Annotated in this window: 11 protein-coding genes; 10 read left to right on the top strand and 1 reads right to left on the bottom strand. The window is 58.0% G+C overall.

From position 1 onward, the window contains the following. The first annotated feature begins 60 nt into the window (after positions 1-60). From BGE01nite_RS06820 to BGE01nite_RS06790, 7 genes are all read left to right on the top strand, one after another. Positions 61-1,674 (top strand): DmsC/YnfH family molybdoenzyme membrane anchor subunit, encoded by a 1,614-nt coding sequence (locus BGE01nite_RS06820; protein WP_170266648.1) that lies wholly within the window; start codon positions 61-63, stop codon positions 1,672-1,674. Positions 1,675-1,676: 2 nt separating this feature from the next. Then, complete coding sequence (locus BGE01nite_RS06815) at positions 1,677-3,872, top strand: molybdopterin oxidoreductase family protein (protein WP_146849680.1); 2,196 nt, start codon at positions 1,677-1,679, stop codon at positions 3,870-3,872. A 33-nt stretch (positions 3,873-3,905) separates the two neighbouring features. Then, positions 3,906-4,211 (top strand): hypothetical protein, encoded by a 306-nt coding sequence (locus BGE01nite_RS06810; RefSeq protein ID WP_146849679.1) that lies wholly within the window; start codon positions 3,906-3,908, stop codon positions 4,209-4,211. Between the two features lie 127 nt (positions 4,212-4,338). Further along, on the top strand, positions 4,339-4,911 hold the full coding sequence (locus BGE01nite_RS06805) for a DNA-3-methyladenine glycosylase family protein (RefSeq protein WP_218032918.1): 573 nt from the start codon (positions 4,339-4,341) through the stop codon (positions 4,909-4,911). A 312-nt stretch (positions 4,912-5,223) separates the two neighbouring features. Continuing rightward, the gene (locus BGE01nite_RS06800; protein WP_146849677.1) at positions 5,224-6,390 is read left to right on the top strand and encodes an efflux RND transporter periplasmic adaptor subunit; all 1,167 of its coding nucleotides are present in this window, start codon (positions 5,224-5,226) and stop codon (positions 6,388-6,390) included. A 17-nt stretch (positions 6,391-6,407) separates the two neighbouring features. Further along, positions 6,408-9,578, top strand: a complete 3,171-nt coding sequence (locus BGE01nite_RS06795; protein ID WP_146849676.1) for an efflux RND transporter permease subunit — start codon at positions 6,408-6,410, stop codon at positions 9,576-9,578. A gap of 17 nt (positions 9,579-9,595) precedes the next feature. Next, positions 9,596-11,068 carry a TolC family protein gene (locus BGE01nite_RS06790; RefSeq protein WP_146849675.1) on the top strand — a complete coding sequence of 491 codons (1,473 nt, stop codon included), beginning with the start codon at positions 9,596-9,598 and terminating at the stop codon, positions 11,066-11,068. 83 nt (positions 11,069-11,151) lie between these two features. On the opposite strand, the gene xylA is transcribed toward BGE01nite_RS06790, so the two are convergent. Further along, the gene (gene xylA, locus BGE01nite_RS06785; protein WP_146849674.1) at positions 11,152-12,465 is read right to left on the bottom strand and encodes a xylose isomerase; all 1,314 of its coding nucleotides are present in this window, start codon (positions 12,463-12,465) and stop codon (positions 11,152-11,154) included. Positions 12,466-12,551: 86 nt separating this feature from the next. Between xylA and BGE01nite_RS06780 the strand changes: the two genes are divergently transcribed. The 3 genes from BGE01nite_RS06780 to BGE01nite_RS06770 all read left to right on the top strand — a co-directional run bounded on the left by BGE01nite_RS06780 (position 12,552) and on the right by BGE01nite_RS06770 (position 17,188). Beyond that, positions 12,552-13,376: an AraC family transcriptional regulator gene (locus BGE01nite_RS06780; RefSeq protein ID WP_246145674.1), complete on the top strand. Its 825-nt coding sequence runs from the start codon at positions 12,552-12,554 to the stop codon at positions 13,374-13,376. An 88-nt stretch (positions 13,377-13,464) separates the two neighbouring features. Continuing rightward, the gene (locus tag BGE01nite_RS06775) at positions 13,465-13,701 is read left to right on the top strand and encodes a hypothetical protein (protein ID WP_146849673.1); all 237 of its coding nucleotides are present in this window, start codon (positions 13,465-13,467) and stop codon (positions 13,699-13,701) included. Between the two features lie 109 nt (positions 13,702-13,810). Then, on the top strand, positions 13,811-17,188 hold the full coding sequence (locus tag BGE01nite_RS06770) for a choice-of-anchor D domain-containing protein (RefSeq protein ID WP_146849672.1): 3,378 nt from the start codon (positions 13,811-13,813) through the stop codon (positions 17,186-17,188). The last annotated feature ends 1 nt before the right edge of the window (position 17,189 follow it).

The raw sequence follows: 17,189 nt of genomic DNA, 5'->3' as shown, positions 1-17,189 counted from the left end.
CAAGTCATGGTGGTCGACCTCTCACAATCCCCAACGTCAACGGTAGGGACACGCTGCTCTGTGTCTCAGCCGGGTGGCGGAGACGGTGAATCATCGCCACCAGGATCTCAGACGCGCTCACTCACCCAGGAGTCTCTGCTTGAGGAACTGCTGAAGGAGCAGAAGACCCTGGGGACGCCGGTGGCGCTCTTCTCCGAGGAGTATGATTCCAAGCCTGTCCGTGATCGTTTCTCCCACCTCATCCCGCTCTCGAAGCCCACGCGTGGTGAGCAGTATGCCTTTGAAGTGCACCTGGATGAATGCACCGGCTGCAAGGCCTGCGTGGCCGCCTGCCACTCGCTGAATGGTCTCGATGAAGGCGAGTCCTGGCGAGACATGGGCCTGCTCGTCGGCACGAGAAAGCAGCCCTATCTGCAAACCGTCACCACGGCTTGCCACCACTGTGTGGAGCCCGCCTGCGCGGACGGCTGCCCCGTGCTGGCTTATGATAAAAACCCTGTCACAGGCATTGTTAGGCACTTGGACGACCAGTGCATCGGCTGCAGCTACTGCATCCTGAAATGCCCGTATGACGTCCCGAAGTTTAACTTCAAGCGCGGCATCGTGCGCAAGTGCGACATGTGCCAGGGCCGCCTTGCCGAAGGTGAAGCCCCTGCCTGTGTGCAGGCCTGCCCGAACGAGGCCATCCAGATCAAGATCATTCGTCATGATCTCGTCCAGGAGAGCGGCAGCATCATCCCGGGAGCGTTTGATTCCAAATACACTCGGCCCACCACCACCTACATCTCCAGTAAGCCAGTGCCTGTTGCGGCGAAGGCCGCGGACTCAGGCCGCATCGAGCTGGATCACGGCCACACACCGCTCTCCTGGATGCTGGTGCTCACGCAGATGAGCGCTGGCACCTTTATCGGCTGCGCCATCGCCATGTGGCTGAATGCGCTGACCCTCCAGCAAGCCGCCATCACCAGCGCTGTCGCACTTTTGATTGGGCTGGTCGGCATCCAACTGAGCGTGCTGCACCTCGGGCAGCCTCTGAAAGCCTGGCGCGCCTTCATGGGCTGGAGAAAGTCCTGGCTCTCACGCGAGATCCTCGCCTTCGGGGCGCTGCCCGGCGGTGGTGCAGCCATCGCGGCTGCGTGGTGGTTTGACAATATGGAATGGATGCGACTCGCGGTGACTGGCACGGCTGTGGCAGCGCTCGCCGCCGTGTTTTGCTCCGTGATGGTGTATGTGGACACAAGGCGGCCGTTTTGGTCGCTGTCGATGACCTCAGGCAAGTTCTTCGGCACCATGCTGCTGCTTGGTGGCTGCGTGTGCGCCGCCGTGTGGATTTTCTTTGGAGTCGCTGCTGTCTACTGGGCCATGGGCATCAAGGTCGTGCTGCGCTGGATCCTCTCTCTTTGGGAGATCTCACGCTATCGTCTGGCCTTGGAAGATGAAACGACTCCCTGGCACAAATCCGCGCTGGTCATCCGGAAGCATCTCTCGCATCACATTGAGCTGCGCGGACTCAGCCTCGTGATGACAGGTCTTGTGATTCCTGTGGCCATCGCCGGAGGTGCCCCGGCACACTGGATGCTCATTGTCTCACTGCTGATGACCTCTGCCAGCCAGCTCGTCGAGCGCCTCTATTTCTTCACCGCCGCGGCAGGCTCTAAAATGCCAGGGAACTGATCATGATCACCGCACCAGCCATGACCTTTCGCGAGTGGGACGGCCCGCTCACCTCTGACCTTGTGCGAGAGCCCGCCAAGTTCGGACTCGGCCAGGTTCCATCACGCCTGCTGCCAGATGCGACAACGAAAGCCATCTGCGGCTTCTGCTCCACGGGCTGTGGCTTAAAGCTGCATCTCAAAGATGGCGAGGCCATCAACCTCACGCCGGATCCTGACTATCCGGTGAACCTCGGCACAGCCTGCCCCAAAGGCTGGGAAGCTCTGGCGGTTCTGGATGCGCCAGATCGCGCTACCATGCCACTGCTTCATGGCAAGCCTGTGGAGTGGGATGTGGCGCTGAAATACTTCTGCGAGAAGATGAAGGGCATCCTCGACACGCATGGTCGCGAGGCTGCGGCGTTTCTGAGCACCGGCCAGATCATGTTTGAGGAGATGGCCTTCCTCGGATCGCTCGCGAAGTTCGGCATGGGCATGCTGCATGGCGATGGCAATACGCGCCAGTGCATGGCCACTGCGGTCACTGCTTATAAAGAGAGCTTCGGCTTTGATGCGCCGCCCTTCACCTATGCGGACTTTGAGGAAAGTGACGTGCTGGTCTTCATCGGCGCGAACCCCTGCATTGCCCATCCCATCATGTGGCAGCGGGTGCTGAGCAATGAGCGCAATCCGGAGATCATCGTGGTGGATCCGCGCAAGACGGAGACCGCGATGGCGGCCACGCAGCACTATGCCATCAAACCGAAGAGTGATCTCACGCTGCTCTACGGCATTGCCCACCTCATCATTCGTGAAGGTGGCGTTAACCAAAACTTCATCAACGAGCACACGAACAACTTTGAGGAGTTCGCGAAGTTCGTCGCTGACTACACGCCTGATCGTGTGTCTGCCGAGACCGGCATCAGCGTGGAGCAGTTGAACAAGTTCGCGCAAACCATCATCAAAGGCACACCGCGTGTCTCCTTCTGGTGGACCATGGGTGTGAACCAAGGTCATCAGGCCACACGCACCGCGCAGGCCATCATCAATCTCGCGCTGATGACGGGGAACATCGGCAAGCCCGGCACGGGTGCGAACTCCATCACGGGTCAGTGCAATGCGATGGGATCGCGCTTGTTCTCAAACACCACCAGCCTGCTGGGTGGTCATGACTTCCGCAATCTCGCGCATCGTGAGAAGGTCGCCGCTGCCACAGGCATCCCGGTGCATCGCATCCCCGATCAGCCGAGCCTGGCTTATGATCAAATCTTGGACGCGGCAGACAGTGGCAAGGTCAAGGCCATCTGGTTTGTGGCCACGAACCCGAGCCATTCGTGGATCGATCAGAGCCGCTTCAATCGCATCCTGGACAAGCTCGACTTCATCGTGGTGCAGGACATGTATTGCAGCACCGAAACGGCGAAGCGCGCGCATCTTGTGCTGCCTGCCGCGGGCTGGGGTGAGAAGGAAGGCTGCTTCATCAATAGCGAGCGCCGCATCGGCTACAGCCCGAAGGTGCGCCGTGCTCCAGGTCAGGCACTCGCAGACTTCCACATCTTCCGCCTCATCGCCCACTACTGGGGTTGTGATGATCTCTTCCGTGGCTGGACGAGCCCTGAGGCCGTCTTTCGCGTGCTGCAACGCTGCACCGAGAACCAGCCCTGTGACATCACCGGCATCAACGGCCATGAGATGCTGCGCAAAAGCGGCGGCGTGCAGTGGCCGCTGAATCGCGAGCAGGCCGCCAAGTTTGATGTCTCCACCTCCAAGCAGCGCAGGCTCTTCGCCGATGGCAAGTTCTACACATTGGACAAGAAGGCCAAGTTCATCTTCGATCCACCGACGGAGATCCCGGACCAAGCTCGCGATGAGTATCCGCTCGTGCTGATCACCGGTCGTGGCACCAGTGCGCAGTGGCATACGGAAACACGCACCGGTAAATCAGCCGTGCTCGCGAAGATGATCCCGGAAGAGCTCATGCTCGATCTCAATGTGAACGATGCACGACACCTCAAGATCAGCGATGGCATGAGCGTGCGAGTGATCTCACCTCGTGCTGAACTGACCGCCAAAGCGCGCCTAACCACCTGCGTGAATCCTGGAGAGGTCTTCCTGCCGATGCATGACAATCGCGTGAACCAGCTCACTTACGCCTCCTTTGACCCGTATAGCCGGCAGCCGAGCTACAAGCACAGCGCGGTGCGGGTGGAGAAGGCTTGATGACGGAAGACGTGCCCAGATAGGATTCGCAGCATGAAGCTTATCGAGTCTATCGTAGTTGGTGCAATGCTTGTTCTGCTGGTCCCGGCGGTCGCAGGTGGTATTTATGAGATCGTGAAGCAAGGGCCGAGCGATAGCTTCCTCTTCGGCATCTTGGTTTTCGGCCTGCCAGTGATCATCGTAGGGTTGATCACGCTGCCGGTCGCCATTTATCGAGCACCAAGAGTCCGGCAAGTTTGCCGTCTGCTGCTGGTCTTCATGATTGGCATGGTCTTTGTCATCCGAACATTGAACCAGCGGAGATGGAGTAACAGGCCGCCAGCCGACCTCCAGACGTAGTGCTGCGCGGGTGGAGAAAGTTTGATAGTGTTCATCCTGACATCATGCTGGCAATCCGCTGGATGCTTTTACAGTGCTGGTGATGCACTCCGAAGCTGAAGCCCATCTGTCCAAGCGCTGCGCCATCATGAAGCGACTGATCCTCGCTCATGGTCCCTGTGATCTCAAAGCCGAAGCCAAGCGCTCTCCTTATGAAGCACTGGTCAGTGCCGTGGCGCATCAGCAGCTTCATGCAAATGCTGCGGAAGCCATTTTGAAGCGCTTCAAGGCGCTGTTTCCCGGCACACGCTTTCCGACTCCGGCGCAGGTGCTGGAGCTTGATGAAGCGGCACTTCGCAGTTGCGGCTTCTCTTTGAGCAAACTCACGTCCATCCGCGACATCGCCGCGAAGGCCGCCTCGGGTCATATTCCCACACGGGCAGCAGCCATGAAGCTGAGTGATGAGGAGTTGATCGAGCGACTGGTGGAGGTCCGCGGCGTGGGTCGCTGGACGGTGCAGATGCTGCTCATTTTCACGCTGGGTCGTGGCGATGTGTTTCCCTCCGATGACTACGGCGTGCGCAATGGCTGGCGGGTAACCAAGAAGCTCGCCGAGATGCCGAAACCCAAGAAGCTTCAGGCTCACGCGGACAAGAAATGGAAGCCTCATCGCACCCTCGCAGCGTGGTATTTGTGGCGGGCGGCGGATGCCTCCAAGTAAGGGGGATGCCCCCTGCTGCCAGGGGGGAGGAAGGGGTGGGATACCGCCTCCAGGTGATGCCCGTTCACCAGAGGCGGCCAGAGGACCTCCCAAGCCCAAAAAGATAGCACATTTCGTTGATTTTCAAAGATAAACGCACCCCAAGAGCTCTACCTCCCCAGGAGGCAGGCGCTTCGATCACGCCAGAAATAGCAGAAAAAATCAGGCTTTTTTGATGGTGCCCGGGGTGAGTCAAAAACCCCCTGCTGAGGGTATAGGATTTCCGGGGGGATTGTGGCTTTGTTCCCAGCGTAACTCCCCCTCTCTATCCCTATGACTTGGAAGTATCTCATGCTCGCCAGCCTGCTGGCAAACTCTGTCCCGAGCAGCTGCAACAAACAGAAAGACGAAGCGCAAGAAGCGCATGGAGAGCACGCCGACAAGGCCAAAGGTGAAGGCGAGCACCATGAGGAGGGTGGCCATGAAGAGCATGAGGAGCATAAATCCAAGCTCATCGTCACCCGTCCGCTGAAGAAGGACACCGTGGTCACGCGTGATTACGTGTGCCAGATCCGCTCTCGCAGCAACATCGAGGTGCGTGCCCTGGAGCGCGGCTACCTGCAGTCCACCTTTGTCAAAGAGGGCCAGCTGGTCAAAGAGGGCGACCCCATGTTTAAGATCCAGCCGCTGGTTTACCAGGCTGAACTCAAAAGCGCAGAGGCTGAGTCCCAGGCAGCGCGGGTGGAGTATGAAAACACGAAGCGTCTCTCCGACAGCAAGGTGGTGTCTGAAACCGAGCTGGCCATCTCCAAGGCCAAGCTGGAGAAGACTCTGGCACAGGTGAACCTAGCGCAGACGCATCTTGGTTTCACGGACATCAAGGCACCCTTCTCCGGCCTGCTGGACCGCCTGGAAGTGCGACAGGGCAGCCTTCTGGACGAAGGCGACTTGCTGATCAAGCTCTCTGACAACAGCGAGATGTGGGTTTACTTCAATGTGCCGGAGGCTGAGTACCTGGACTATGCATCTGAAGAACAGCCGGAAGACCGCAAGGCCGTCACTCTGGTGATGGCAAACGGTCAGGCCTTCAAAGAGAAGGGCCGCGTCAATGTCATCGAGGCTGAGTTTAACAACGAGACCGGCACCATCCCCTTCCGTGCAGACTTCCCGAATCCAGACCGCCTGCTCCGTCATGGTGGAACGGGGAACATCCTGATGAAAAAGCAGGTGAAGGGAGCGATCCTGATCCCGCAGAAAGCCACGTTTGAGGTGCTGGACCATCACTATGTGTTCGTTGTCGGAAAAGATGATGTGCTGACGCAGCAGCGTGTGCACATCAGCGAGGAGATCGAGGATCTCTTCATCATCAGCGAAGGCGTGAACGAGAATGACAAGATCGTGCTCGAAGGACTGCGCCAGGCGAAGAGCGGCACGAAGGCCGAGTATGAGTTCCAGGAGCCCGCGGAGGCTTTCAAGAACCTCAAACTGCGCGCTGAATAACTCCGGAGAATCCGACCATGTTCACCAAGATCCTCCACAGGCCAGCCCTGGCCATCGTCATTTCGCTGCTCATCCTGTTCCTGGGCGGCCTCTCCATCGTCACCCTGCCCATCTCCCAGTTCCCGGATGTGGCGCCGGTGGTGGTCATGGTCACCCTCGACTACCCTGGCGCGAGCGCCAAGGTGCTGGAGGAGTCCTGCCTCATCCCGCTGGAGCGCTCCATCAATGGCGTGCCTAACATGAAGTATATGACGTCCGATGCCACCAGCGCGGGCGAGGCCACCATCCAGGTGATCTTCAACATGGGCACCGACCCCAACCAGGCGACGGTGAACGTGATGAACCGCGTGAACCAGGTGATGAGCCGTCTTCCTCCCCTGGTGCAGCGTGAAGGTGTGGTGGTGAACAACCTCACGCCGAACATGCTCATGTATGTGAACCTGTACAGCACGGACAAGAACGCGGACATGCAGTTTCTGTTCAACTACGGTTACATCAACCTCATCCCCGAGCTGAGCCGTATCCGCGGCGTGGGTTCCGCCAAGATCCTGGGCACCCGCCAGTATGCCATGCGCATCTGGCTGAAGCCGGACCGCATGCGTGCCTATAAAATCTCCACGGAGAAGGTCATGGAAGCGCTGGCCGAGCAGAGCGTCATCGGATCCCCCGGCCGTCTCGGCCGTGCGGACAGCAAGACCTCCCAGGCCCTGGAGTATGTGCTGACCTACTCAGGCCGCTTCAATACCCAGGAGCAGTATGAAAACGTGATCCTGCGCGCCACCGAAGAGGGCGAGCTACTGCGCCTGAAGGATGTGGCCACCGTGGAGCTCGGCAGTGAGTTCTACGATCTTTACTCCGACCTCGATGGCAGCCCTTCCGCCGCTATTGTGATCAAGCAGAGCTTCGGCAGTAATGCGCATGAAGTTATCAAGGAGATCAAGGCGAAGCTGGCTGAGTTTAAAGAGAAGTCCTTCCCCTCCGGCATGGACTACAAGATCAGCTATGACGTCTCGAACTTCCTTGATGCTTCCATTGAGAAAGTGCTGCACACGCTGGCAGAAGCCTTCGTCCTCGTGGCGCTCGTGGTGTTCGTCTTCCTCGGGGACTGGCGCTCCACGCTGATCCCGACACTGGCCGTGCCCGTGTCACTCATCGGTGCCTTCTTCCTGATGCAATGCTTCGGGGTGACGATCAACCTCATCACCCTCTTCGCCCTGGTGCTGGCCATCGGTATCGTGGTGGACAACGCCATCGTGGTGGTGGAGGCCGTGCATGCTAAGATGCATGGCAAGGAGCACATGTCTCCCTACGCGGCGACCAAGATGGTGCTGCATGAGATCGCAGGCGTCATTATTGCCATCACGCTGGTGATGACGGCGGTGTTCGTGCCGGTCACGTTTATGCCAGGTCCTGTGGGTGTGTTCTACCGCGAGTTCTCCATCACCATGGCCGTGTCCATCGTGCTCTCCGGGGTCATGGCTCTCACGCTCGCGCCCGTCTTGTGCGCCATGCTTTTGAAGAAGCCTAGTCACGAGAAGAAGAAATGGCGCGGACCGATCGCGATCTTCCTGGATATCTTTAACCGCATTTTTGACAGGGTCACTGACATGTATGAGGCCCTGCTCAAGAGGATCGCTCACCGGTGGATCGTGACGCTCATTGTTTTGGGTGCCTCCGGTGCAGCGACCTACTATCTGAATGAAGCGCTGCCTGCTGGTTTCATTCCGGCAGAGGACCAAGGTATGATCTACGCCATCCTTCAGACACCTCCGGGTTCCACCCTGGAGCGAACCTACGCGAAGTCTGAGGAGCTGCAGAAAGTCGCCAAGGGCATCGAAGGCGTCGAATCCGTCTCGACTCTGGCAGGTTACGAAGTGCTGACGGAAGGCCGTGGCTCCAACGCCGGCACCTGCTTGATCAACCTGAAAAGCTGGGACGACCGTAAACTCACCGCCCCGCAGGTCATTGAGGAACTGGAGCACCGGTGCAAAGAGATCTCCGGTGCGCAGTTTGAGTTCTACGAACCCCCGGCGGTGCCTGGCTACGGTGCGGCGGGCGGCTTCTCCCTGCGTCTTCTGGACAAGACCAACACGGGTGACTACGACAAACTGCAGGTGGTGAACAACGACTTCATGGCAGCCCTGCACAAGCGCAAGGAACTGCGCGGTCTCTTCACCTTCTTCAGCGCCAACTACCCGCAGCAGGAGATCGTGATCGACAACAAGGTGGCCATGCAGAAGGGCGTCTCCATCGGCAAGGCCATGGACAACCTCGGCATCATGATCGGGAGCACGTATGAGCAGGGCTTCATCAAGTTCGGCCAGTTCTTCAAGCTGTATGTGCAGGCGGATCCAAAGTATCGCAAGATGCCCTCGGACCTCGACGACATGTATGTGGCTAACGAAAAGGGTGAAATGGTTCCCTACTCGGCCTTCATGAAGCTGGTGCCGAAGCAGGGCCTGAACGAAATCACCCGTTACAATGCCTACCCTGCCCCGTCCATCCAGGGCGCGCCAGCCCTCGGCTACAGCAGCGGTGACGCCATCAAAGCCATCCAGGAAGTGGCGGCAACGACTCTGCCGCGCGGCTATGACATCGGCTGGGCGGGTCTCTCGTTCGACGAAGTGGGCCGTGGCAATGAAGCGCTCTACATCTTCATCATCGTGCTCGCCTTCGTGTATCTCGTGCTCGTGGCCCAGTATGAGAGCTTCATGCTGCCGCTGGCGGTGATCCTTTCCCTGCCGGTCGGCGTCATGGGTTCCTTCGCGCTGCTAAAAGCCATGGGCCTGGACAATGACATCTATGCGCAGGTCGGCCTGATCATGCTCGTGGGTCTTCTCGGCAAGAACGCCATCTTGATTGTGGAGTTCGCCGCGCAGCGACACCACGAAGGTCTCTCCATCTTTGAGGCCGCCGTGGAAGGTGCGAAGGTTCGTCTCCGCCCGATCTTGATGACCTCCTTTGCCTTCATCGCGGGCATGGTGCCGCTGCTGCGTGCGCATGGTGCAGGCGCCATCGCGAACCGCACCATCGGTGCCTCTGCTGCTGGCGGCATGCTTCTCGGCACGGTGATGGGTCTGCTTGTCATTCCTGGCCTTTACTACATCTTCGCCACGCTCTCTGATCGCGGAAAACTCCTTCCAGATGAGCACGACACACCGCTGAGTGAAATCCCCGAATATCATTGATAGCCCCCCTCCCGACCATGAAGAACGTGAAGACTAGTTTTCAAATATTTGGCATGGCCAGCATGATCCTGCTGGTGCAGGGCTGCTCAGGGCTCAAGCGTGATCCGCTGCCCTCCAGCGAGCCGCCGCTGCCCGCGCAGTTCCCCGGAGCAGGCGGCTCCGCGCGCTCCTCCGCACAGATCGGATGGCGTGATTACTTCAAGGATTCGAACCTGACCAACCTCATCAGCACCGCGCTGCAGAATAACCAGGAATTGAACATCCTGATGCAGGAGATCGCGGTGACGAAGAGCGAGGTGAAGGCGCGCAAGGGCGCCATCTTCCCCTTCATCACCCTCGGCACGGAGGCGGGCCTGGAGAAGTCCAGCCGCTTCACCCGTGATGGCGCCGTGGAGGAAGGTCTCGAAGTCAAGAAGGGCAAGGAATTCCCCGACCCGCTGCCGAACTTCGGCGCCGTGGCCGAGTTCGAATGGGAGGTGGACATCTGGAGGAAGCTGCGCAACGAGCGCGACTCCGCCATCAAGCACTACCTGGCCACACAGGAAGGCCGGAACTTCATGGTGACGAACATCGTCTCCGAGATCGCCCAGTCCTACTACGAACTGATGGCCCTGGACAACCAGCTCTCCATCCTCGGGCGCACGATCGAGATCCAGGAGAGCGCTCTGAGCGCCGTGAAGCTGCAGAAGGACGCCGCCAAGGTGACCGAGCTTGCGGTTAGGCGATTCGAGGCCGAGGTGCTGAAAAACAAAAGCCACCAGTATGAGATCAAGCAGAAGATCGTCGTCACGGAGAACAAGATCAACTACCTGGTCGGCCGCTATCCGCAGCATGTGAAGCGCAGTTCCGGCGGCTTTGAGCACCTCATGCTCACCGGCATCCGCGCCGGTCTGCCTGCCGAGCTGCTGAGGAACCGTCCGGACGTGCTTCAGGCGGAACTGGAACTGGCCGCTGCTGGTCTGGATGTGAAGGCCGCAGGTGCGCGCTTCTACCCCGCGCTGAGCATCAATGCAGCCCTCGGACTGCGCTCCTTCAGCCTGGATTCTGTCTTCACCACGCCTGAATCCCTGGTCTATGGAGCCGCCGCCAACCTGGTGACTCCGCTGATCAACCGCAGCCAGATCCAGGCCGCTTACAATGGTGCCAGCGCCAAGCAGGTGTCCGCCATCTACAGCTATCAGCAGACCGTGCTGAAGGCCTACATCGAGGTGGTGAACCAGCTGGCCGAAATGCGGAACCTGAACCAGGGCTACAACCTCAAGACCCAGCAGGTGCAGGCGCTGTCTGACTCCATCGACATTTCCGGCAAGCTCTTCAACTCCGCCCGCGCGGACTACACCGAAGTGCTCATCACCCAGCGTGATGCGCTCGAGGCGAAGATCGACCTGGTCGAGCTCAAGCAGCAGCAGCTCAACGCCTATGTGAAAGCTTACAAGGCTCTCGGCGGCGGGTATAACCGGGATGGTGATGCAGGCCCCAGCAAGAACTGACCGCCTCCGCCTCGCGAACAAGAATAACAAAAAGCCCCGCCAGGACATGTCCCGGCGGGGCTGATTCTTTAATGGAGGATCAATCAGGTGAGCTCGTTGACGATGTTCTCCAGGTATTCCTGACGGCCGCTGATGTTTGGAGCAGCTTCACCCTTCTCCAGGGCGAAGGCTTCCAGAGAAGCGAAGGATTCCTGGCCAGCTTCGATGCGGGCACCGAGGCCGGTGTCCCAGGAAGCGTAGCGCTGCTTCATGAACTGGTCGATCCGGCCGTCTGCGCGGATGGCGGCGGCGTTCTTCAAACCACGGGCAAAGGCATCCATGCCGCCGATGTGGGCGAAGAAGAGATCTTCAGGGTCAATGCTCTCGCGGCGAACCTTTGCATCGAAGTTCACACCACCGGTGGTGAGACCGCCATACTTCAGAGCGGAGAGCATCATCTGCGTGGCGACCGGAGTATCGGTCAGGAACTGGTCCGTATCCCAGCCGAGGAGGAGGTCACCGGTGTTCGCATCCAGAGAGCCGAGAGCGCCGGCGGCACCTGCGACTTCCATTTCATGCTGCATGGAGTGGCCTGCGAGTGTGGCGTGGTTGGTCTCCAGGTTGAGCTTGAAGTAGGGGAGCAGGTTGTATTCGCGGAGGAAGTTCAAGCAGGCGGCAGCATCGCTGTCATACTGATGCTTCGTGGGTTCCTTGGGCTTCGGCTCGATGTAGAACTGGCCTTTGAAACCGATGGCCTTGGCATGGTCGACGGCCATGTGGAGGAACTTGGCGAGGTGATCGAGCTCGCGCTTCATGTCTGTGTTCCAGAGGGTCATGTAGCCTTCACGGCCGCCCCAGAAGGTGTAGCCTTCACCACCCAGCTCATGGGTGACTTCGAGAGCCTTCTTCACCTGCGCGGCGGCGAAAGCGAAGACCTCGGCATTCGGCGAGGTGGCGGCGCCGTGCATGAAGCGCGGATGCACAAAGAGCTGAGCGGTGCCCCAGAGCAGCTTGATGCCCGTGCGCTTCTGTTGTTCTTTGCAAAGACCCACGATGGTGTCGAGCCACTCGTTCGACTCACGAAGCGTCTTGCCATGAGGGGAGATATCGCGGTCATGGAAGGCCCAGTAAGGCATCTGCAGCTTCTCAGCCATCTCGAAGAACACCGGCACGCGGGCCTTGGCCTGATCGAGGCCGCTCTTGCCATCATCCCACGGACGGATGGCGGTGGGAGCGCCAAACATGTCCGCGCCCTGGCCGCACATGGTGTGCCAGTAGACCATGGAGAAGCGCAGGTGCTCACGCATGGACTTGCCTTCGACGAGCTCGTCAGGATTGTAGTGCTTGAAAGCAAAGGGGTTCTTTGACTGCGCGCCTTCGTAGGCGATGCGGGGAATGTTGGGGAACTGAGCGGACATAGGCTGGGTTCGGACTGGGTTGGATTCCTGGGATGACAGCGTGGCTGCCGTTGACAGGCCATTCATAACCGGGCTAGAAACCCGGCGTGACGACAAAGCCTATGCCAAATGCGCCAAAGTCAGCCAGACGGCCCGGCGCCCGCAGAACTTCCCAGAGCCTGGAGCGGGAACGCGGCACCTGGCTGGGAAAGCTGCACCCGGCAGGGCATTTCCACACGCTTTTCGACCATCTTCCCGGCGTCTGCTTCTACTGCAAGGATGCGAAAGGCCGCTTCATGCTGGTCAGCCGGAGCTTCCTGCAGCACCACCAATTGCGCCATGAGAGGGAGATCCTCGGCCTAACTGATTTTGATGTGGCGCCGCATTCCATGGCCTCCGGCTACGTGAGTGATGATGAGCGGCTGCTCTCCGGCAAGGACCACTGCATCGAGCGTGTGGAGCTGTGGTTTGACAAGCAGGGCAGCCCGGACTGGGTGTTTGTCAGCAAGCTGCCGCTGAAGGACAGCAAAGGCCGCATCTGCGGCACCGCCGGTGTGGTGCGACCTGCAGCCGAGCATGAGATGAAGCTGCCCATGCTGCAAAGCGTGGCCCAGGCGGTGGAGATCATCAGGAAGGACTACGCGACGCCCATCTTGCTGGCAGAAGTGGCGCGCAAGTGCGGCCTGTCCATGCGCCACTTTCAGCGCCGCTTTCAGCAGGCCTTCGGCTTCAGCCCGCAGGAGTTTCTCATGAAGACTCGCGTCGCCGCTGGGATGAAGCTGCTGGAGGAAACGAACTTATCGGCAGCGCAGATCGCAGTCCGATGCGGGTTTGTAGATGGCAGCAGCTTCGCGGAGCAATTCGGCGCCCGGGTGGGACAGAGTCCAACGGTCTATCGGGAGACGGTGCACAAGCACACGGAAAGCTTTTAGCGGTGCGAAGCCCGTCACTTCCATCGATTTTGAAAGCGGAGGCGAGGGCGGAAATTGAACCCGCGCTTCTTGAGTGGGTTGTTTGTTGATGTTTGAAGGTCGGAACGTCTTGCGCCTGTTCAACGCCTTCACCGAAAGTCTGCAGTCCGAAAATCTAGCAGAGCTGCCCAAACAGACCGAGGCCCTTCACGATCATGTGGACAGTCACGTCCGTTTGGCAGCGGGAGAGGCGAAGATCTTCTTCTCTGAAGAAGATCTATGCTTTGGCTCTCTCCTGGATTGTCGCGTTTCAACGGTCAAACAGCGCTGGATTGTTTCTGGCTGAAGCTTGGGAAATCGCAAAGGGTTAACCGAACCCTCCCTCTTTTGACAATCACAGAACCTGACATTAAAAGGGGCTTCGCCAAGCTCCTCGCGCTTACACCTGCCTCATCATGAGATTTTTTTGTTTTTCGCTGCTATGCCTCGTTTCACTGGCAGTCGTTTCTCCAATCGCTGCCCAATTACCGCCCCAGATCACAGTGGAATATCCGGCAGGCTCACCTCTGACCGGTTCAGCATCGGTGAATATGGGTTATGCGGTGGTTGGCGGCTCAGTTAATCGCCCCATCACGATTCGGAATACGGGCGAAGAGACCTTGTCAGCTCTTTCTTTTAGCATGGTGGGCGGCAATAGCAGTGATTTCATCACTGGGGGGCTCACCGAGAGCACAATTGCAGCCGGCGCCAGCAAGACACTCACGGTGAGTTTCTCCCCTAGTGAGGGTGGCTTGCGCGCCACCAGTCTTCACATTGGCAGCAATGATCCCGGTCAAAATCCTTTTGTCGTTTCCCTGAGTGGCACGGCAGGGACGGCCCCGAGCATGATCACTGACAATTTCGACGATAATTTAATCGATGCGGCAAAGTGGTCACTGGAGGCTAGCTCTGTGCAGTTGGTGGAGACAGATCAGCGTTTATCCTTCGTGGGAGCGAGCGAGGAAGGGGCTGAGAGCAGGCTTTCACTCTTGTCAGGCCAACCTACCTACGGGCAAGATTGGGAGGCGACAGTCGAAGCTACAAATTCTGGCAAAAGCTTGGTTGTGAATAGCCGAGTGCGGGTAAGCCTCGAGATCAGTGGAGATAGCGGGAATCATATTACACTCCCATTTCAATGGTATTTCCCCCAACCACCGGCGAAACCCTCAAAGATTTTTATCGGCGAGTTCGTGACAGACAACGTCGCATCCGTAGGACTGACCGAGCAGTTCAACGCAACATCGCCAAACAGTGTTCTGAAGGTATCATTCAACGCGACGTCTAAAGTTTTCACCCTCTCGGTGGATCTGGATGGCGCTACCAATGGTTATCAGTGGCAGGCTCTTTCCAGCTATGGTGTTGCGGGTGGCGGTGGCGCACACAATGCCAATTGGGGGATGTCGGCCGATGACAAGTTTGGCATTGCTTTGGTCGGATTTATGAAGGCCGCTGGGCCTGGCTATGGCACGCTGTCTTTTGATAACTTTAGCCTCAAAGCCAGCAGCATTGTGCCACCGGTTATCACGAAACATCCATCAAGCCAGTTACGGGTGATTGGCCAGAGGGCAACGATGGTAACCACTGCGACTGGTTCACCTCTAAACTATCAATGGTACATGGGTGAATCCGGAGACACTACGACACCTATTGAAGGAGCCACGAGCGCCAGCTACACAACACCTTACCTTAGTGGGGGAGCCTCTTTCTGGGTCCAGGTCAGCAACAGTCTAGGTGCCGTTAACAGCAACACGGCAGTGATAGCCACCACCGAGACACCACAAGCGCCTGAATTCGTTGAGCAAGCGCAATCCGTTGTCGCTACTCTTGGTCAAATCGTTACCTTCAGTCCAGGGGTCACAGGATCTGATCCCATCACCTTGCTTTGGAAAAGAGGCACGACAAGCATTCCAGGTGGCACGGCCAGCTCTCTGACGATTGGCCCCCTGAAAACCACTGATGCTGGCATTTACACCCTGACAGCCAAAAGTGACGTTTCCACTGAGGTTTCGGACAACGTCTATCTAGCAGTCGTCACTCCTGGTCCCGCGACGCGATCCGTCCCTCTTGGCGGCAACGTCACAATGACCGCAAACGTTGCATTCCCAGCGGGTACGCCAATGAGCTACCGATGGAAGCAAGGCACAACCTTGCTCGACGACGGCGACGCCCGCACCGGCACCCATGACAAAACACTCGTTATTACCGGCATGACTGGAGGACATGCAGGTGAATACACCTGTGAAATCACCATGCACACGCCGCATAATGATGTGGTGGGCAACAACGGCCCAACAGTTTTGGCCGTGGTGCAAAAACCAACTCTCAATGCTGAGCATTTGAGTGAAGCCTTTGATACGGTTCAGGTAGCGCAGAGCGTGAATTTTGTCATTCCTGCTTCAAATAATCCGACCAAGTTCACTGTTTCCGGCCTGCCTGCGGGCATCAAGCTGGATGCTGCGACGGGACGTCTGACGGGCCAGGCCACTGCAGCAAAGTTGGTTAGAGGTGAGGTCGTTGCCTACCTTCTCAAAGTGAGTGCTAGCAACGCTGCGGGCAGCAGTGAAATCCAAACCGTGGAGTGGAAGGTTATGCCGTTGGGCGCCGCAGAAACAGGCAATTTTTACGGTCTGATCAATAGAGATCAGGTGTTGACGGATGAACTTGGCGGCACTTTGAAAGTGACCGTTTTGTCAACGGGCGCGTTCACTGGCACGGTGAAGCTGGCTTCAAAAACTTATGCTTTCAAAGGCACCCTCACGAAGGATAATGACGAGGCGCCTTTTATCGTGCATGCCAGTATCTCGCGTAAGACCGGGCAAGCACTGCTATACCTTGACTTCACGGTTGGCACCCAGGCCTATGAAGATGAGAACCTTGAAGAGACTCTTGCAGTCGTGGGCAACGATGAAGAGGGGGAGGCTACTCTTACCGTCTTCCATAGCCCCTGGAGCGCGAAGGCACCGGCCACCCAATATGTGGGAAGCTATAACACTGCTTTTGATCCGCAGGGTGGTGATGGACCGGCAGGTTTCGGCGTTGCAGTTGTGAATGTTACCGCAGCAGGTATTGTGAGCTGGTCTGGTAAACTGGCTGATGCCACAGTCTTCACAGGTAGCGCTCCTCTGGGTAAAGGTGGTCAAGTGGCCATGCACAACATGCTGTATGTGAATACGGGTTGTGTTCAGGGCACATCGCTCATTACGGCTGGAGAGTATGAGAGTCTCGGAGAACCGGTCCCAAAGCTGCTTGATGGTTCGGTTTATTGGGTAAAAAACGAACAGCCGCAGCTATCGACAACACGCACATATAAGCTCGGTTTCATGTTGAATGATGTGAAGGTGATCGGTGGACTTTATGCCAAGCCAGGACTCAATAAGCCGGTGCTTGGGCTGCTCACTGATGCCTTGCCTAATGCAAATGCGTCACTCACCTTTGCAGAAACCCAAGGTCACATCAGTGGTCTGGAAATGTGGAACGTGGCCATCAATGACAAAAACGCTGTCACTGTGGAGACTCCCAATGATTTTGGCATCAAGCTTACGGTCGCCGCCAAAACGGGCAATTTCAGTGGCTCCTTCGTGTTGAAGGATCCCGATCCCACAAGTGACGCGGAAACGCCACCCACGATTACTCGCTCGGTAACCTACACTGGGATCTTGATCACACGCGAAGGCTTCAACCGTGGGGTTGGATTCTTCAACGTGGCCGAGTTGCCGTTCATTAATGGTGAGGTTGAGCCTGCTAAGAAGGTGACTGTGACGCCACAATGGAGCGGCAGCGTGACTCTGGAATAGC

It is taken from the genome of Prosthecobacter gellanilyticus, assembly GCF_007992435.1.
In the GTDB taxonomy this organism is placed as follows: domain Bacteria; phylum Verrucomicrobiota; class Verrucomicrobiia; order Verrucomicrobiales; family Verrucomicrobiaceae; genus Prosthecobacter; species Prosthecobacter gellanilyticus.
This window is presented reverse-complemented; position numbering and strand designations above follow the sequence as displayed.